At 72.1% G+C, this 15634-nt stretch carries 15 protein-coding genes; 6 read left to right on the forward strand and 9 right to left on the reverse strand.

What is annotated here, in order from left to right:
• Positions 1-53 precede the first annotated feature (53 nt).
• Positions 54-1652 (reverse strand): methylmalonyl-CoA mutase, encoded by a 1599-nt coding sequence (locus tag ACFWVE_RS24810; protein WP_384017913.1) that lies wholly within the window; start codon positions 1650-1652, stop codon positions 54-56.
• 343 nt (positions 1653-1995) lie between these two features.
• On the opposite strand from ACFWVE_RS24810, the gene ACFWVE_RS24815 reads away from it, so the two are divergent.
• Entirely contained in the window at positions 1996-3000 is a 1005-nt protein-coding gene (locus ACFWVE_RS24815) for a L,D-transpeptidase family protein (RefSeq protein ID WP_384017916.1), read from the forward strand.
• A 230-nt stretch (positions 3001-3230) separates the two neighbouring features.
• On the opposite strand, the gene ACFWVE_RS24820 is transcribed toward ACFWVE_RS24815, so the two are convergent.
• From ACFWVE_RS24820 to ACFWVE_RS24855, 8 genes are all read right to left on the reverse strand, one after another.
• A complete protein-coding gene (locus ACFWVE_RS24820) occupies positions 3231-4262 on the reverse strand; it encodes a hypothetical protein (RefSeq protein WP_384017919.1) in 1032 nt (343 codons plus the stop codon).
• On the reverse strand, positions 4262-4936 hold the full coding sequence (locus ACFWVE_RS24825) for an RNA polymerase sigma factor (RefSeq protein WP_384017922.1): 675 nt from the start codon (positions 4934-4936) through the stop codon (positions 4262-4264). The genes ACFWVE_RS24820 and ACFWVE_RS24825 overlap by 1 nt, the downstream gene beginning before the upstream one ends.
• Before the next feature lie 335 nt (positions 4937-5271).
• The gene (locus tag ACFWVE_RS24830) at positions 5272-6228 is read right to left on the reverse strand and encodes a hypothetical protein (RefSeq protein ID WP_384017925.1); all 957 of its coding nucleotides are present in this window, start codon (positions 6226-6228) and stop codon (positions 5272-5274) included.
• 223 nt (positions 6229-6451) lie between these two features.
• The gene (locus ACFWVE_RS24835; RefSeq protein WP_384017928.1) at positions 6452-7069 is read right to left on the reverse strand and encodes an RNA polymerase sigma factor; all 618 of its coding nucleotides are present in this window, start codon (positions 7067-7069) and stop codon (positions 6452-6454) included.
• A gap of 195 nt (positions 7070-7264) precedes the next feature.
• Entirely contained in the window at positions 7265-7696 is a 432-nt protein-coding gene (locus ACFWVE_RS24840; RefSeq protein ID WP_384017931.1) for a hypothetical protein, read from the reverse strand.
• A gap of 394 nt (positions 7697-8090) precedes the next feature.
• Entirely contained in the window at positions 8091-8660 is a 570-nt protein-coding gene (locus tag ACFWVE_RS24845; RefSeq protein WP_384017933.1) for a hypothetical protein, read from the reverse strand.
• Between the two features lie 107 nt (positions 8661-8767).
• Positions 8768-9325 (reverse strand): hypothetical protein, encoded by a 558-nt coding sequence (locus ACFWVE_RS24850; RefSeq protein WP_384017935.1) that lies wholly within the window; start codon positions 9323-9325, stop codon positions 8768-8770.
• Between the two features lie 148 nt (positions 9326-9473).
• Entirely contained in the window at positions 9474-11069 is a 1596-nt protein-coding gene (locus ACFWVE_RS24855; RefSeq protein ID WP_384017952.1) for a glycoside hydrolase family 20 protein, read from the reverse strand.
• 158 nt (positions 11070-11227) lie between these two features.
• Between ACFWVE_RS24855 and ACFWVE_RS24860 the strand changes: the two genes are divergently transcribed.
• The 5 genes from ACFWVE_RS24860 to ACFWVE_RS24880 all read left to right on the forward strand — a co-directional run bounded on the left by ACFWVE_RS24860 (position 11228) and on the right by ACFWVE_RS24880 (position 15594).
• Positions 11228-11911, forward strand: coding sequence for a 2-oxo-4-hydroxy-4-carboxy-5-ureidoimidazoline decarboxylase (locus ACFWVE_RS24860; RefSeq protein ID WP_384017938.1), 684 nt, complete (start codon positions 11228-11230; stop codon positions 11909-11911).
• A 261-nt stretch (positions 11912-12172) separates the two neighbouring features.
• Positions 12173-12553 carry a succinate dehydrogenase, cytochrome b556 subunit gene (gene sdhC, locus ACFWVE_RS24865; protein WP_384017941.1) on the forward strand — a complete coding sequence of 127 codons (381 nt, stop codon included), beginning with the start codon at positions 12173-12175 and terminating at the stop codon, positions 12551-12553.
• A 5-nt stretch (positions 12554-12558) separates the two neighbouring features.
• Complete coding sequence (locus ACFWVE_RS24870; protein ID WP_384017943.1) at positions 12559-13041, forward strand: succinate dehydrogenase hydrophobic membrane anchor subunit; 483 nt, start codon at positions 12559-12561, stop codon at positions 13039-13041.
• A 19-nt stretch (positions 13042-13060) separates the two neighbouring features.
• Positions 13061-14815 carry a succinate dehydrogenase flavoprotein subunit gene (gene sdhA, locus ACFWVE_RS24875; RefSeq protein ID WP_384017946.1) on the forward strand — a complete coding sequence of 585 codons (1755 nt, stop codon included), beginning with the start codon at positions 13061-13063 and terminating at the stop codon, positions 14813-14815.
• On the forward strand, positions 14815-15594 hold the full coding sequence (locus ACFWVE_RS24880; protein ID WP_062190266.1) for a succinate dehydrogenase iron-sulfur subunit: 780 nt from the start codon (positions 14815-14817) through the stop codon (positions 15592-15594). The genes sdhA and ACFWVE_RS24880 overlap by 1 nt, the downstream gene beginning before the upstream one ends.
• The last annotated feature ends 40 nt before the right edge of the window (positions 15595-15634 follow it).

Genomic DNA, 15634 nt, shown 5'->3' on the forward strand with positions numbered 1-15634 from the left:
CCGGGGACGGACGGCTTCCGCCCGCGGTCACTCGTGCGAGGTAACCGACCTGCTCAGAAGGCGTCGCTGGGCACGTAGGTCCCCCAGACCTCGCGCAGTGCGTTGCAGACCTCGCCGACCGTGGCGCGGGCACGCAGGGCGTCCTTCATGGGGTAGAGGACGTTGTCCTCGCCCTCGGCGGCCTTCTTCAGGGCGGCCAGGGCGTTGTCCACGGCCTGTTGGTCGCGTTCCGCGCGGAGTGTGGCGAGGCGTTCGGCCTGCTGGGCCTCGATGGCCGGATCGACGCGCAGCGGCTCGTAGGGTTCCTCGGCGTCGAGCTGGTAGCGGTTGACGCCGACCACGACGCGTTCGCCGGAGTCGGTCTCCTGGGCGATGCGGTAGGCGGAGCGTTCGATCTCGCTCTTCTGGAAGCCGTGTTCGATGGCGCTGACCGCGCCGCCGAGGTCCTCGACCTTCTCCATCAGTTCCAGTGCCGCGGCCTCCACCTCGTCGGTCATCTTCTCGACGACGTAGGAGCCGGCGAACGGGTCGACGGTCGCGGTCACGTCCGTCTCGTAGGCGAGGACCTGCTGGGTGCGCAGGGCCAGGCGGGCGCTCTTGTCGGTGGGCAGCGCGATGGCCTCGTCGAAGGAGTTGGTGTGCAGCGACTGCGTGCCGCCCAGGACGGCGGCCAGGCCCTGGACGGCGACGCGGACCAGGTTGACCTCGGGCTGCTGGGCGGTCAGCTGCACGCCGGCCGTCTGTGTGTGGAAGCGCAGCATCAGCGACTTGGGGTTCCTCGCCCCGAACTCCTCCCTCATCACCCGGGCCCAGATCCGGCGGGCCGCGCGGAACTTGGCGACCTCCTCCAGGATCGTCGTGCGGGCCACGAAGAAGAACGACAGGCGGGGGGCGAAGTCGTCGACGTCCATGCCGGCCGCGACCGCGGTCCGCACGTACTCGATGCCGTCCGCCAGGGTGAAGGCGATCTCCTGCGCCGGGGACGCGCCCGCCTCGGCCATGTGGTAGCCGGAGATCGAGATCGTGTTCCACTTGGGGATCTCGGCCCGGCAGTACTTGAAGATGTCCGCGATCAGCCGCAGCGACGGCTTCGGCGGGAAGATGTACGTCCCGCGGGCGATGTACTCCTTGAGCACGTCGTTCTGGATGGTGCCCGTCAGCTGCTCGGCGCCGACGCCCTGCTCCTCGGCGACGAGTTGGTACAGCAGCAGCAACAGGGAGGCCGGAGCGTTGATCGTCATCGACGTCGAGACCTTGTCCAGCGGGATCCCGCCGAACAGCACCCGCATGTCGTCGATCGAGTCGATGGCCACGCCCACCTTGCCGACCTCGCCCGAGGCGATCGGGGCGTCGGAGTCGTGGCCCATCTGGGTGGGCAGGTCGAAGGCGACCGACAGGCCCATCGTGCCGTTGGCGATCAGCTGCTTGTAGCGGGCGTTGGACTCGCTCGCCGTGCCGAAACCGGCGTACTGGCGCATCGTCCACGGCCGGCCCGTGTACATCGTCGGGTACACACCCCGGGTGAACGGGAACGTCCCCGGCTCACCCAGCTGCTCGGCCGGGTCCCAGCCCTCGAGGGACTCCGGTCCGTAGACCGGTTCGATGGGCAGTCCGCTCTCGGTGGATCGGGCACTGCCCGACTCGCGTGCCATGGTGTGATGCCTCCCGCTGAGCAGCGCTGCTCGGCTGCTTGCCCGTTCACCGTCAGGTCAGGTGCTCGTCAGGTGCTCCCCCGTACCGACCGACTGTCCGCCGGTACGGACCCGACCCTTCGACGGACTGTAGTCGTGGGGGTGCGATCCGGTGCAGGGGCGCACGCTGGGACCTTCCTCACAGGGTCGGTGGGACCCCGCTCACAGCGCTCGTCTCCGCCGCCGTCCGCCTGTCACTCACCACCATGCCCCCTGGTTCGGGAGCGGTCACGTCGGGGACCATCTCAGGTGACGGCACGCAGGGACCGGTGAGGCGAGGGGGGCTCGCGTGCGTACTACGGGCATGGGGACGAGGGCACGGGCGGCGGCGGGGACCCGGTCGCGGCCGGGCACGGGTGCGGCGGCGAGGGCCGTCGCCGCGGGCGTGGCGCTGGCCGCGCTGGCCGGGGGCGCGGCGGGCTGCACCGTGCAGCCCGTCGACGCGGACGGCAAGGGGCGGTCACCGGTGCGCATCGAGCTGCCGAGCGGCACGCCGTCGGCGTACCGGCCGCCCTCCGATTCCGGGTCCGGCAACGGTTCCGGTTCCGGTTCCGGCAACGGTTCCGGCTCCGGGGCCGGGGCCGGCGGGGGTTCCGGGCCCGGGGCCGACGACGGCAGGGGTGGCGGGGGTTCCGGCGCCGGGGACCGGCCGGAGAGCGTGCCTGCCCGGCCGCCGGCGCGGGTGCTGTGGTCCCCCGGCGACTCGGGGCGTGACGTCCGTGAGCTCCAGGCCCGGCTGCGTCAGGTCGCCTGGCTGTTCGACGGGCCCACCGGGACGTACGACGGTGCCACGCGGGAGGCCGTCGAGGGGTTCCAGGGCAAGCGAGGGCTGCCGCGGACCGGGCGGACCGACACCGTCACCTGGCAGCGGCTGCTCGGCATGACGCGCGAGCCGGGCCGGTGGGAGCTGTACCTGATGGGCGGCCAGCCGGCCGCCGCTCCCGACGCGCGCTGCCGGACGGGACGCGTGCTGTGCATCAGCAAGTCCAGCCGCACCCTGCGCTGGATGATCGACGGGCGGACCCTGACGACGCTGCCCGTCCGCTTCGGCTCCGACCCCACACCGACGCGCGACGGTGTCTTCGAGGTCTACTGGAAGTCCCGCGACCATGTGTCCACGCTCTACGACTCACCGATGCCGTACGCCATGTTCTTCAGCGGCGGCCAGGCCGTGCACTTCTCGGCCGACTTCGCCGCGCGGGGTTATGCCGGTTCCTCGCACGGCTGCGTCAACGTGCGGGACGAGGCGGCCATCGCCCGGCTGTACGAGCAGGTGCGCGACGGCGACAAGGTCGTCGTCCACTGGTGAGCCGCGCGGCGCGGACACCCGGCGGCATCAGGGGAGTGACGGGAGAAGGGCGCGGGCGGGACCGGGGGAACGTGTCCCGCCCGCGCCGAGTGCACGAGCCGCAGGTACGGGGGGAACCCCGGCTCCGTGCAGAAGCCGATGACCAGTCGGCTCACTCAGTACTGCGCCCCGGTGGCCGAAAATGTCACACCTGGCGGCACGGAAACGCCGAACGCCTGTAAAGCCGCAGGTCAGCCGGATGCTCCGGCACCCTTGCCGTTCTTGTTGCCGTTGGCGTTCCCGTTGCCGGTCGCGTTGCCCTTCCCGTTTCCGCTGTTGCCGTCCGTCGCGTCCCCGGTGCCGCCGTTACCTGTGCCGTTGTTCCCGTTTCCCGTGGCGCCGTTGCCGGTGCCGGTGTCAGTGCCGTCGCCACCGTCCCTCTTCGCCGTGGAGCCGGAGCCGGAGCCCGTGCCCGTGTCGGCTCCGGTGCCGTGGGCGGCCAGGACGTTCTCGCAGTACGGCCCGACATGGGCGGAACCGCCCGCCGCGTCCTCCAGCAGGCGCTTGCGGTTGCCCGGGAGTTTGCGGCCGTCGCGTAAGGCACGGCAGGCCGAGGCGATCTGCTTCCCTCGGCCGTTCCCGGCCGCGACGTCGCCGGTCTTCACGCCGGGCTCCGCCGCGCCGCCGTCCTCGTCGCCGCCGGCGCCCGGTCCGTCCTGCTGCCCGGTGCCACCGTCGGCGTCCCCGGACGGCTTGCCCGGATCACCGCCCCCGGGCATGGCGCCGCCCGGCGCGTCCTTCTCCGACGGGGGCGGCGGCAGGGGGCGTTCGGGTGAGGTGGTGGCGGTGGGCGTGGCGGCGGGGCCGGAGATTCCGGACGGTGTCGGCAGGATTCCGGTACCGGCCAGGACCGCGGCACCGCCGACCATGCCCACGGTCAGCACGGCGGCCAGCCCGAAGCGCACCGGGCGCGCCCAGCGGGGTCCGCGCTCGGCTCCGGGACGGTCCGCGGGCAGGGCACCGATGCTGACCAGTCCCACGTCGGCGTCCTGCGCGGCCCGTCCCGCCCGCTCCTCGCGGGCCATGCGGAAAGCGGCCAGCGCGGCGGCCTCACCGGGGAGTTCCCCGTCGGCCGACGAGGGTGGGGCGGACAGGGCGCCGAGTGCGCGCGCGAGCCGTTCGGCCTGTTCGCGGTGGGCCGGGTCGGCAGCTTCGGGGGGCTCTCCGCTCAGCAGTCGCTCCGCCGTTTCGCGGTCCAGCCACCTGTCCTGCTCGTCGGCCATCACATGTCCTTCTGCGTCCGCGCTCGCATATGCGTCACACTCGCGGACGTCACCGCAGGGCGGCGTGGTTCTCTCTGGGACGGAAGGACATCCAGTACCCCCGCGGATTCCGGATGTGCTTCCGGATCGCCGTCGAGCATCTCAGCCAGACGTCTCAGGCCCCGGTGTGCGGCCGTGCGTACGGCGCCCGGCCGTTTGCCCAGCGTCGCGGCGGCGGTCTTCGCGTCGAGGCCCACGACCACCCGCAGGACGACGGCCTCGGCCTGGTCCTGCGGCAGCCGGGAGATGAGGGCGAAGGCACCGTCGGTGGCCATCGCCTCGATGGCCTGCTCGGCGGTGTCGGACTCGGCGGGCCGCCCGTTCAGTTCGGTCTCGTCGCCGCCGGTCGCGGGACGGCGCCCCCGCATGCGGATGTGGTCGAGGGCACGGTTGCGGGCGATCCGGGCGGCCCAGCCGCGGAACCGGTCCGCGTCACCGCTGAACCGCTGCAGGTCCCGGGCGATCTGCAGCCACGCCTCGGACGTCACGTCCTCGGCGTCGAGCTCACCGACCAGCGTGCGTACGTACCCCAGCAGCCGTGGGTGCACGGCCCGGTACACCGTCCGGAACGCGGTCTCGTCCCCGTCCTGTGCCGCCCCCACCGCGGCCGTCAGCTCCGCGTCGTCCCCCAGCACCGCGCGCGCCCTTCTGCGCCTGAGCCGGCACCGCCCGCGCGGACCGGATTCTCGCTGTCATGGTTCCTCGATGTTCTCGGCCGTCCGTGGTGGTTGTGGTCGTTTGTCCTCGGACGGCTGGCGCGAAAGGCACGTTACGACCTCAAACCGCTCCCCGTCCATGTCCGCCCACGTTTCCGTGTGTGATTCAACAGACCTGTGACCGGGCGGTGTGACAGAAAACGCACTCATGGCGCTGTAGGAGTTACGGGCCGCTGCGCGGTCCGTGCCGCGCGACGGCCGGGGCCTCTCCTGTGGGGGGTGGCGGCCTCGGCCGTTGCCTTGGCAGGCCGGGATCACGGCTTCTTTTCACCGCTCGGCCGGCCGGACGTGCCCCGGCGGCCGTTCGCGCCGTTGTCAGCGCCCTCATCCGCGGCTTCGTCCGCGCCGTCCCCCGAACTGCCGTTGCCGGTGCCGTTGCCGGAGTTGCCCGCGTCATTCGAAGGGCCGCTCCCGGCCCCTCCCGCGTCGCCGGTCAGGCCCTTCGGCGCACCGGTGCCACCGGGCTCCGCCTCGCTCGTCGCCGACCGCACCTGCGCGGCGCAGTAGGCGTCGACGTTCGCCACGCCGCCCGCCGCGGCGACGAGCCGCTTCCAGGCGGCCGAGCCGAGGGCCCTGCCGCGCCCCTCGACTTTCTCGTACACACGGCAGTGGGCCTCGGTGTCCCGGGCCCGGGAGGGGCGCTCCGGGGCGGCGGGGCCGGAGCCCGCGTCCGGGCCGGCGGCGGGGGGCCGGCCGGCGGGCCGGTCCCCCGCGGGTGCGGAGGTGAGGGCCGGTGCCGCCGGACGTCCCTCGCCGTCCCGGGAACCGTCCGTCGCCGTCCCGGCCGCACCCATCCCCGCGACGGCGACCCCGCCCAGGCTGAGGCCGGCGACCAGGACGGAGAGGGTGGCCTTCACCGAGAAGCGGCCGGGACGCCGTTCCCGGGGGCGCCAGTCGTCGCGGCGCCGGGTGCGGGTGCGGGTGCGATGCGCGTCTGCGTCCCGTGCCTCCCGGAACGCGGCCACCGCCCGCTGCTCGGACCCGGGGTCGACACCGTCCGGGACCAGGGCTTCGGCGAGCAGGGCCTCGATGCCGACGGTGTCGGGACCGACGGTGTCATGGACGGGATGCCGGGCAGGGGCTGACGCGGAGGTTGCCCCGGAACCGGAACCGGGGCGGTCCCGTCCGGCCGTGCGGTGGCCCTGCGACGTGGAATCAGGGTGCGCACGCCGACGGTCGGGCGTCCCGCCGTCGTTCCTCCGTTCACCCATGTCCGTTTCCGTCCCTGCTCGATCCACTCGATGTACTCGATCCACTCGCCCGGCCCGCCCGGCCCGCCCGGCCCGCCCGGCCGGTGCCGTCCGACGCATACGTCCCGCACGTCCGGCCTGTTCAGTCCGCCGGGCCGGCCGCGTTCACGGGTGGCCGGGGGCCGACCGGTCCGGTCCGGGCGTCGTCGCCCCGTCCGCCGTCACGCGCCGTCCCGGTCACCGGTCACTTCGACCCACCCAGCGTCCGGGAGGCCTCATCCGTCACACTGTCGCCGCCCAGCTGTCCGGCCAGGCGTTTCAGTCCCCGGTACGCCGCCGTCCGTACCGCGCCCGGCCGCTTGCGGAGGACACGGGCGGCGGCGGGGCCGTCGAGGCCGACGACCACCCGCAGCAGTACGGCCTCGGCCTGGTCCCGCGGCAGCCCGGCGACCAGTTCCAGGGCGCGCTCGGTGGAGAGGGTCTCCAGCGCCTGGTCGTGCGTGCTCTGCGGAGCGGGGAGGTTCAGCACGTCCTGTTCCAGCGCCGAGGACCGTGGCCGCACCCGTTGCCGGCGCAGGTGGTCCAGTGCCCGGTGCCGGGCGATGGTCGCCGTCCAGCCCCGGAACCCCGCCCCGTCGCCCTTGAACCGGCCGAGGTCGCGGGCTATCTCCAGCCAGGCGTCCGAGGTCACGTCCTCGGCGTCGTCGCCGACCAGTCCGCGCACGTAGCCGAGCAGTCCGGGCTGCACGAGCCGGTAGGCCACGGCGAAGGCGGCCTCGTCACCGTCCTGGGCCCGCGCGACGGCCGCGCCCAGTTCCCCGTCGTGCGCCTGCGCGCGGCGGGGTTCCCCTCCCTTGCCCAAGAACTGTCCTCGTCCGTACCGGTCCGTGGCGCAGCCGTGCGGCGCGCCACGTCGGGTCGTGCCCACGGCCCCATGGTCATCAGCGTCCGGCGCCACGAAAGTGTCACAGCCCGTCAGCCGCCCAGGGCGTCCCGTGAACCCGCCGGTGCGGACCGCTACGGCCGCCCGCGCGACCCGTGCGTGCCGCCCGTCGTCTCAGCGGCTGCCGCCCGACGCGTCCCGGCACAGCAGGCGCAGGGATCCGTCGGCCGTGTAGCAGCGGCGGGCCTCCTCCATGGGGTCCCAGAAACGGCCGTCGGGGGTACGGACCCAGTACTCGCCGCCCGAGGCCACCCACTCGCCGCCGGCCTGACGCACGATCACCTCACCGGCGTAGGCACCGAACCCGCGCAGCACCGTCTCCACGGCGGCGTACGGGGCCGACTCCCCGCGTATGTCCTCGATGGCGCGGTCGACCCTCCACAGGCTGCGCGCCGAGTAGTCGAGGCGCAGCCGCGCCCCCTCGCGCATCGCCGTCACGGTGTCCGCCGCCCACCGCACCGGCTTGGCCGCGGCCGAGGGCCGGGTCTCCTGCCGTGTGGTCGCGGTCGTCGCGGTCGTCGAAGTTTCACTCGTCGCAGTCGTCACACCCGATAGAGCGCTCGGGCCCGTGGTTTTGTCACCCGGATGCGCGGGGGCACGGGCAACCGGCGCGGAACCGGCCCGGCTCCGCCGCAGTCCGGTCACAGGCGCCGCCGTTCGGGCGGGTGGCCGGCTCTGCGAGCCGCGGGGCGGTCGACGTCGGGGGACGGATCGGGGCCCGGCACCGCGAGGAGGTCCTCGACAAGGGCTGCCCCGTCCACGAACCCCTCTACGCGGGCGCTCCCTCGCCGCGCGCGCCGAACGGGCCGCCCGCGCACGCGGTGCTCGGCGGCCGGCCGGTCTCCCCGCCCGGTCCTGCCCGACCGCCGTTCCTGTTGCTCACCGCGGCGCAGGCCGGCCGGGCCGCCGGCTTCCCGGAGGCCGCCGATGTGCAGCCGGGTCAGCCGTCCCTGCGGTTGCGGCGGGACAGGGCCGCGACGAGGACGCGCCGGCCCTCCGTCGAGATCTCCAGCACGCGCCGCAGCCCGGCCGGACCGTGACCGGCCAGGACCTCCAGAACGGTGATCTGACGGCGCAGTTCGGCGGCGCCGAGCGGTGACAGCGGCAGCCCTTCCGTACGGCCCCCGCGGGCTGCCTCGATCGCGTCCGCCACGTCCTCGTCCGGAGCACCGCCGTCCAGGATGCGGTGGATCCGCAGCGCGGTGACCGAGCAGGCGTGGGCCCACTCCCGCAGTGCGGCGGCGGAGTTCTCCGCCGGGGCGGTGGTGAGCATGCGGTGCGTGAGCACCGCCGCCGCGTCCGTGCCGCCCGCCGCGGCGAGCCTGCCGCGCGTCTGCTCCAGCCGCTCCGCCCAGTCCTCGGCGGCGGCGTCCTCGGCGAGGCTCCCCCACAGCGGGCGCAGCGTCTCGTCGTCGCCGCCCAGCAACGGCACGCAGCGATCCAAACAAGCCAGTCCGCTCGCGGCCAGCCCTCGCTCGTCGGCCTGCGCGATCAGTTCCACCAGGCTCATCCACGTCTCCTCAGCGGGTCTTCGCAAGCCTCTGAAAAGGCCCTTCATGGACCTCACCAGCACGGAGGCCGCACTTTGCCCTTACTGCGTGCGACGGCCCGGGAGTGTCACAGGGGTACCACTCCGAGCCGGTCGAGCAACCGGAAGAGCAAGGTTTCGGCCACCGGATCGGGGTCGGCGGTCAGCACCTCGACCAGTTCCTCCACGGCTACGGTGTGTCCGGCCTCGGCGGCCCATTCGACGGCCCGGCCGGCGGCGTCACGGGGTTCCAGGAAGTAGTCCTCCAGCGTGAGCCCGTCCTGCACCGCACCTGCCGCGCCCTCGCCGCCCTCCGCCCCGCCGGTGCCGTCCGCCGCCGAGGCGCCGAGGTAGCCGGCCATCGCGGTCCGCGCCAGGCAGGTCGTCCAGGCACCGCTCTCCGGTGCGGCCGCCTCCACCACCACGCAGTCGCTGTCCATCACGTAGCCGAACAGCGCGGGTGCGCCGGTCTCCCTGGCGAGGTCGTTCATGTTCCCGATGCCGCCGTCGCCGCTCGGGTACTCCCAGACCTGCCATCCGCCCGGCGCCGACGTGCGCAGGGTCATGCCCCGGGCGCCGGCCAGCGCGTCCCGTTCGGCGAGCGGCCGCTCGTCACGGCCCACGACGAAATACCCCCAGTAGCCCATGTGCCGGTATCCCCCCGGTGTATTGGTTTCGACTCGTCAGAAGACCACCACAGTCGCACGAGGGTTCGCAGGGATATGCCGCGATCCGCCCCGCACCACTCCATCTGTACCGACTGAAGGACGCTGAAACCGCCACGTCGGGTCCGGATCAGTCCACCTCGTCCGCCAGGCTCCGGAACTCCGCCCAGGACAACCCCGGTTCGGCCGGGTCCCAGAGCTTCTGCGTGGTCGCCCGCAGCGGCATCCTGATCCCGGCCGCGACCTGGTCCTGCGTCTGGGAACGGGACAGGTCGCACCAGACGGCGAAGGACCCGCCGACGATCCGACCGTCGTACCGGGAGGGCACGGCGGTGGTGCCGCGCAGCACGCGCGGTGTCCACTGCTCGTAGATCCGCTCCCCCGTCGGGTAGACGAAGTCGTTCGGCTCGCCGAGCACGTAGTAGAGGAACTCGTCGTTGTAGTTGACGACCTCGCGGCCCTCGCCCAGATAGTCCGCCGGCTGCCGGGCGCCGATCTCCTTGCCGGTCCAGTAGGCGACCTGGATGTCCTTCGCGGCCTGCACCGAACCGCCTTCGAAGAAGCCGTCGTTCCAGGCGCGGAGGGTGCGGTCGTGGGCGCGGACGGTGTCGGCGCGGTCGTTGAGCCAGCTCGTGGCCAGGTCCTCGACGGTCGCGCCGGGACCGTGCTCCCTGCCCGCGGCGGCGGCCAGCCCCGGGAACGACGCCTCGGGGTCGGACACCACCAACGCCTGGTACTCGTCGGCGCCGAGGTGCCACTGCGATCCGGGGAACAGCCCGGCGTACTCGTTCAGCAGGTCGTCGACGATCTCGGCGGAACCGGGGTCGGAGATGTCGATCGCGCCGCGCACGGGCCCGCCGCCCGCGTCGCGCAGCTGGAGGTCGGGGTGGGCGGCGATGACCGCGCCGAGGTGTCCGGGCGAGTCGATCTCGGGGACGACGGTGATGTGCCGGCTCGCGGCGAGGTCGACGATCCGCTCGACCTGCGCCTTGGTCAGATGCTGGTCGGAGACGATCTCCGGGTGCGAGTCGGACTCGATGCGGAAGCCCTGGTCGTCGGAGAAGTGCAGGCCCAGCTCGTTGTACTTCAGGTCGCCGAGCTCGCGGACCCGGTCCTCGATCCAGCCGGCGGTGAAGTGTTTGCGGGCGATGTCCAGCATCATCCCGCGCCGCTGCTTGGCCGGCTCGTCGCGCACCACGCCCTCGGGGGCGGTCTCTGCGCCGCGGATCTGCTGCTTGAGGGTGCGGGTGCCGTAGAAGACGCCCGCCTCGGCGGGAGCGCTGACGGTCACCCGCCCGCCCCGCACGGTCATCGTGTACGACTCGGGGTTCGCGCCCCCGCCCTTGTTCAGCTCCAGGCGCAGGTCCCCGGCGCGCTCGTCGTTCCTCTCCCCCGCGTACGCGAGGCCCAGCTCGCCGGCTATGAGGCGGCCCTCGTCCGCCAGCGCCGGATCACCGACGACCACCCGGTGACCGCGCCCGGGCCGCCAGCCGGGGCCGCGCTCGGCGCTGTGGTCACGGACGGCGGGGATGGTCCGGGGCGCCTTCGACAAGGGGTAGGAACGGCTGGGGCTCGGCTCGGACGTCCCGGAGGGCGGTGAACCCGCCGCGTCCGCGGAGCGGGAGGCGGCGGAACCGGCCGTGCCGCCGTCGTCCGACGTCGCCCAGAGACCGATGCCCACCCCGGACGCCGCGACCAGCGCGCCCGCGGCGAGGGCCACGGCCAGCGTCCGCCGCTGCCGCACCTGCCGAGGAGAGGGCCGACGCCTGTGCTGCCTGTGCTGACTCACACGACCAACCTACGGCCCATCCGGGTGACGGACGTCGAGGAGCCGTTCCGAAACTCTCCCGTCCGAGTGAATTTCGACTATCGATCGGACACGTCATGGACTCACTCGATAACGTGACGGCACAACTCTCACACCATCCACCACCCCACCCTCACCGTCCCTTCCCCTTTCCCTCACCTTCCCTCACCGACACACACGTGACACCCCGAGGACCCACGCTGCCCGCGCACCGTCTCCCGCCCCTCCCCGGCCGTGTCGCCCTCCCCGGACAGTCGCGCGGCATCCCCGGAGCGTCCGACACGCCCGGCGCCCGATCCGGGCTGGAGCGCTTCAACGCCATGCCGTCCGAGGACGCCGAGCGCGCCCTGCTGGCCTGCCTGCACAGCCCTCGCTGGGCGGTGCGCCTCGCGGCCCACCGCCCGTACCCGGACCTGGAAGCCCTCCTGGCGGCGGCGGACGAGGCTGCCTACGACCTGCCCCGCGCGGACCGCGCCGAGGCGCTGGCCGCGGAATCCCTCCCCGGCCTCCCGGCGGACACCTACTCCGCCGCCCACACGGCCCTGAACGCGGCCAACGCGGCCTACGGGAGCCGGTTCGGACATCCGTTCGTCATCTGCCTCGACGGTCTGAAGCCGGACGAGGTCCTGGACCACGTACTCGAAGGGATCCGGTCACGATTGGCCAACGATCCGGAGGAGGAACGCCTGGTCGCCGCGGAGGAACTCCGGCGCCTGGCCCGGGGCCGGCTGGCCGCCTTCCTCGCGGACGCGGACCGCTGACGGGCCGCGGCGGCCACCCGCAGACGGCACCAAGCCGCACCAAGTCACCCAAAAGCCCCTCGGCGACTCCCCGGAACCCGTTCCGCCGCCCGCTTTCCTAGCCCGTAAGCGTGCCAGTTCGATCACAGCGGCAGGGCCCCTGTCCGCCTCGCCGCCACACGTGGCTACGATGCTGGGGGCCGGTGGACCGTACCCGGCCGGGCCCGACCGACACGGAGAAAGCCGGCGCGGCCCCAATCCCCGCTCCCGGAGGAAAATTCCGTGCCGGCTGGAACGCTGTACCGCGGCCGGGAAGGAATGTGGTCCTGGGTGGCTCATCGAGTCACCGGCGTCCTCATCTTCTTCTTCCTGTTCGTCCACGTGCTGGACACCGCCCTCGTGCGAGTGTCCCCCGAGGCCTACGACACCGTCGTGGCCACGTACAAGACGCCGATCGTCGCGCTGTTGGAGTACGGCCTCGTCGCCGCCATCCTCTTCCACGCGCTCAACGGCCTGCGTGTCATCGCCGTCGACTTCTGGCTCCAGGGCGCCCGGTACCAGAAGCAGATGCTCTGGACCGTCGGCGCCCTGTGGGTCGTGCTGATGCTCGGGGCGATCTACCCCGTGCTCGGCCACGCCGCTCGTGAACTGTTCGGGAGCTGACGCCCATGTCCACGACTGAATCCACTGCTTCGGGCATCAGCCCCGTCGAGGGTGCGTCGCTCTACTCGGTCGACAACCCGGCGCCGGTCATCGAGCCCCCGCGCAAGCGGACCAGGAAGACCCCGAAGACCACCCGGGGCAACTTCGAGATGGCCGCCTGGCTGTTCATGCGCCTGTCCGGCGTCGTCCTGGTCGTCCTGGTCATCGGGCACCTGCTGATCCAGCTCGTCCTGGACGGCGGTGTCTCCAAGATCGGCTTCGCCTTCGTGGCGGGCCGCTGGGCCTCGCCGTTCTGGCAGGTCTGGGACCTGCTGATGCTGTGGCTCGCGATGCTGCACGGCGCGAACGGCCTGCGCACGGTCATCAACGACTACGCGGAACGCGCGAACACCCGGCTGTGGCTCAAGGGCCTGCTCTACACGGCCACGGTGTTCACCATCCTGCTGGGCACGCTGGTGATCTTCACCTTCGACCCGAACATCCGTTAGGCACGGGGCTGCGAAAATCATGAAGATCCACAAGTACGACACCGTCATCGTCGGCGCCGGTGGCGCGGGCATGCGCGCGGCCATCGAGTCGACGAAGCGCAGCCGCACCGCCGTCCTGACCAAGCTCTACCCCACCCGCTCCCACACGGGCGCCGCGCAGGGCGGCATGGCCGCCGCGCTGGCCAACGTGGAGGAGGACAACTGGGAGTGGCACACCTTCGACACGGTCAAGGGCGGTGACTACCTGGTCGACCAGGACGCCGCCGAGATCCTGGCGAAGGAGGCCATCGACTCCGTCCTCGACCTGGAGAAGATGGGCCTGCCGTTCAACCGCACCCCGGACGGCACCATCGACCAGCGCCGCTTCGGCGGCCACAGCCGCAACCACGGCGAGGCGCCGGTCCGCCGCTCCTGCTACGCGGCCGACCGCACCGGTCACATGATCCTCCAGACGCTGTACCAGAACTGCGTCAAGGAGGGCGTGGAGTTCTTCAACGAGTTCTACGTCCTGGACCAGCTGATCACCGAGGTCGACGGCGTCAAGAAGTCGGCCGGTGTGGTGGCGTACGAGCTGGCCACCGGTGAGATCCACGTCTTCCAGGCGAAGTCCGTGATCTACGCCTCCGGCGGCAACGGCAAGTTCTTCAAGGTGACGTCCAACGCGCACACCCTGACCGGTGACGGCCAGGCGGCCGTGTACCGGCGCGGGCTGCCGCTGGAGGACATGGAGTTCTTCCAGTTCCACCCGACCGGCATCTGGCGCATGGGCATCCTGCTGACGGAGGGCGCCCGCGGTGAGGGCGGCATCCTGCGCAACAAGGACGGCGAGCGCTTCATGGAGAAGTACGCGCCGGTCATGAAGGACCTCGCCTCCCGCGACGTGGTGTCCCGGTCCATCTACACGGAGATCCGTGAGGGCCGTGGCTGCGGCCCCGAGGGCGACCACGTCTACCTGGACCTCACCCACCTCCCGCCGGAGCAGCTGGACGCCAAGCTGCCCGACATCACGGAGTTCGCGCGGACCTACCTGGGCATCGAGCCGTACACGGACCCGATCCCGATCCAGCCCACCGCGCACTACGCCATGGGCGGCATCCCGACGAACGTCCGGGGCGAGGTGCTGGCGGACAACACCACCGTCGTCCCCGGTCTGTACGCGGCCGGCGAGGTCGCCTGCGTGTCGGTGCACGGCGCCAACCGGCTGGGCACCAACTCGCTGCTGGACATCAACGTGTTCGGCAAGCGGGCCGGCATCGCGGCCGCCGACTACTCGCAGACCGCCGACTTCGTCGAGCTGCCCGAGGCCCCGGAGTCCTTCGTCGTCGCGCAGATCGAGCGGCTGCGGTCCTCCACCGGCACCGAGCGGGTCTCCGAGATCCGCCGCGAGCTGCAGGAGACCATGGACGCCAACGTCATGGTGTTCCGTACGGAGCAGACGATCAAGACGGCCGTCGAGAAGATCGCCGAGCTGCGCGAGCGCTATCTGCGCGTCTCCGTCCAGGACAAGGGCAAGCGGTTCAACACGGACCTGCTGGAGGCGATCGAGCTGGGCAACCTGCTCGACCTGGCCGAGGTCATGGCCGTCTCCGCGCTCGCCCGCAAGGAGTCCCGCGGCGGCCACTACCGCGAGGACTACCCGAACCGGGACGACGTCAACTTCATGCGCCACACCATGGCGTACCGCGAGGTGGGCGACGACGGCTCCGAGTCGATCCGGCTCGACTACAAGCCGGTCGTCCAGACCCGCTACCAGCCGATGGAGCGTAAGTACTGATGGCTACCCCTGTTGTGGACAAGGCGGAAGCGGCCGGATCCCCCGAGCCCGGCTTCGGCGACTCCCCGTACATCACCGCCACCTTCCGGATCCGCCGGTTCAACCCGGAGGTCTCCGCCGAGGCGACCTGGGAAGACTTCCAGCTGGAGATCGACCCCAAGGAGCGTGTCCTCGACGCGCTGCACAAGATCAAGTGGGATCAGGACGGCACGCTGACCTTCCGCCGTTCCTGCGCCCACGGCATCTGCGGCTCCGACGCCATGCGGATCAACGGCAAGAACCGCCTGGCGTGCAAGACGCTGATCAAGGACCTCAACCCGGAGAAGCCGATCACGGTCGAGGCGATAAAGGGCCTCACGGTCCTCAAGGACCTGATCGTGGACATGGAGCCGTTCTTCCAGGCCTACCGGGACGTGATGCCCTTCCTGATCACGAAGGAGACCAACGAGCCGACGCGTGAGCGGCTGCAGTCCGCCGAGGACCGCGAGCGTTTCGACGACACGACGAAGTGCATCCTGTGTGCCGCCTGCACGTCCTCGTGCCCGGTCTTCTGGAACGACGGCCAGTACTTCGGTCCGGCCGCCATCGTCAACGCGCACCGGTTCATCTTCGACTCGCGCGACGAGGCCGGCGAGCAGCGCCTGGAGATCCTCAACGACCGTGACGGCGTGTGGCGTTGCCGTACGACCTTCAACTGCACGGACGCGTGCCCGCGCGGCATCGAGGTCACCAAGGCGATCGCGGAGGTGAAGCGGGCGCTCATCACGCGCCGCTTCTGACGCTCTCCCCGCACATGGCTGAGGCCCCGGTCCGGTGGAC

Source organism: Streptomyces sp. NPDC058632, assembly GCF_042717095.1.
Lineage (GTDB): Bacteria > Actinomycetota > Actinomycetes > Streptomycetales > Streptomycetaceae > Streptomyces.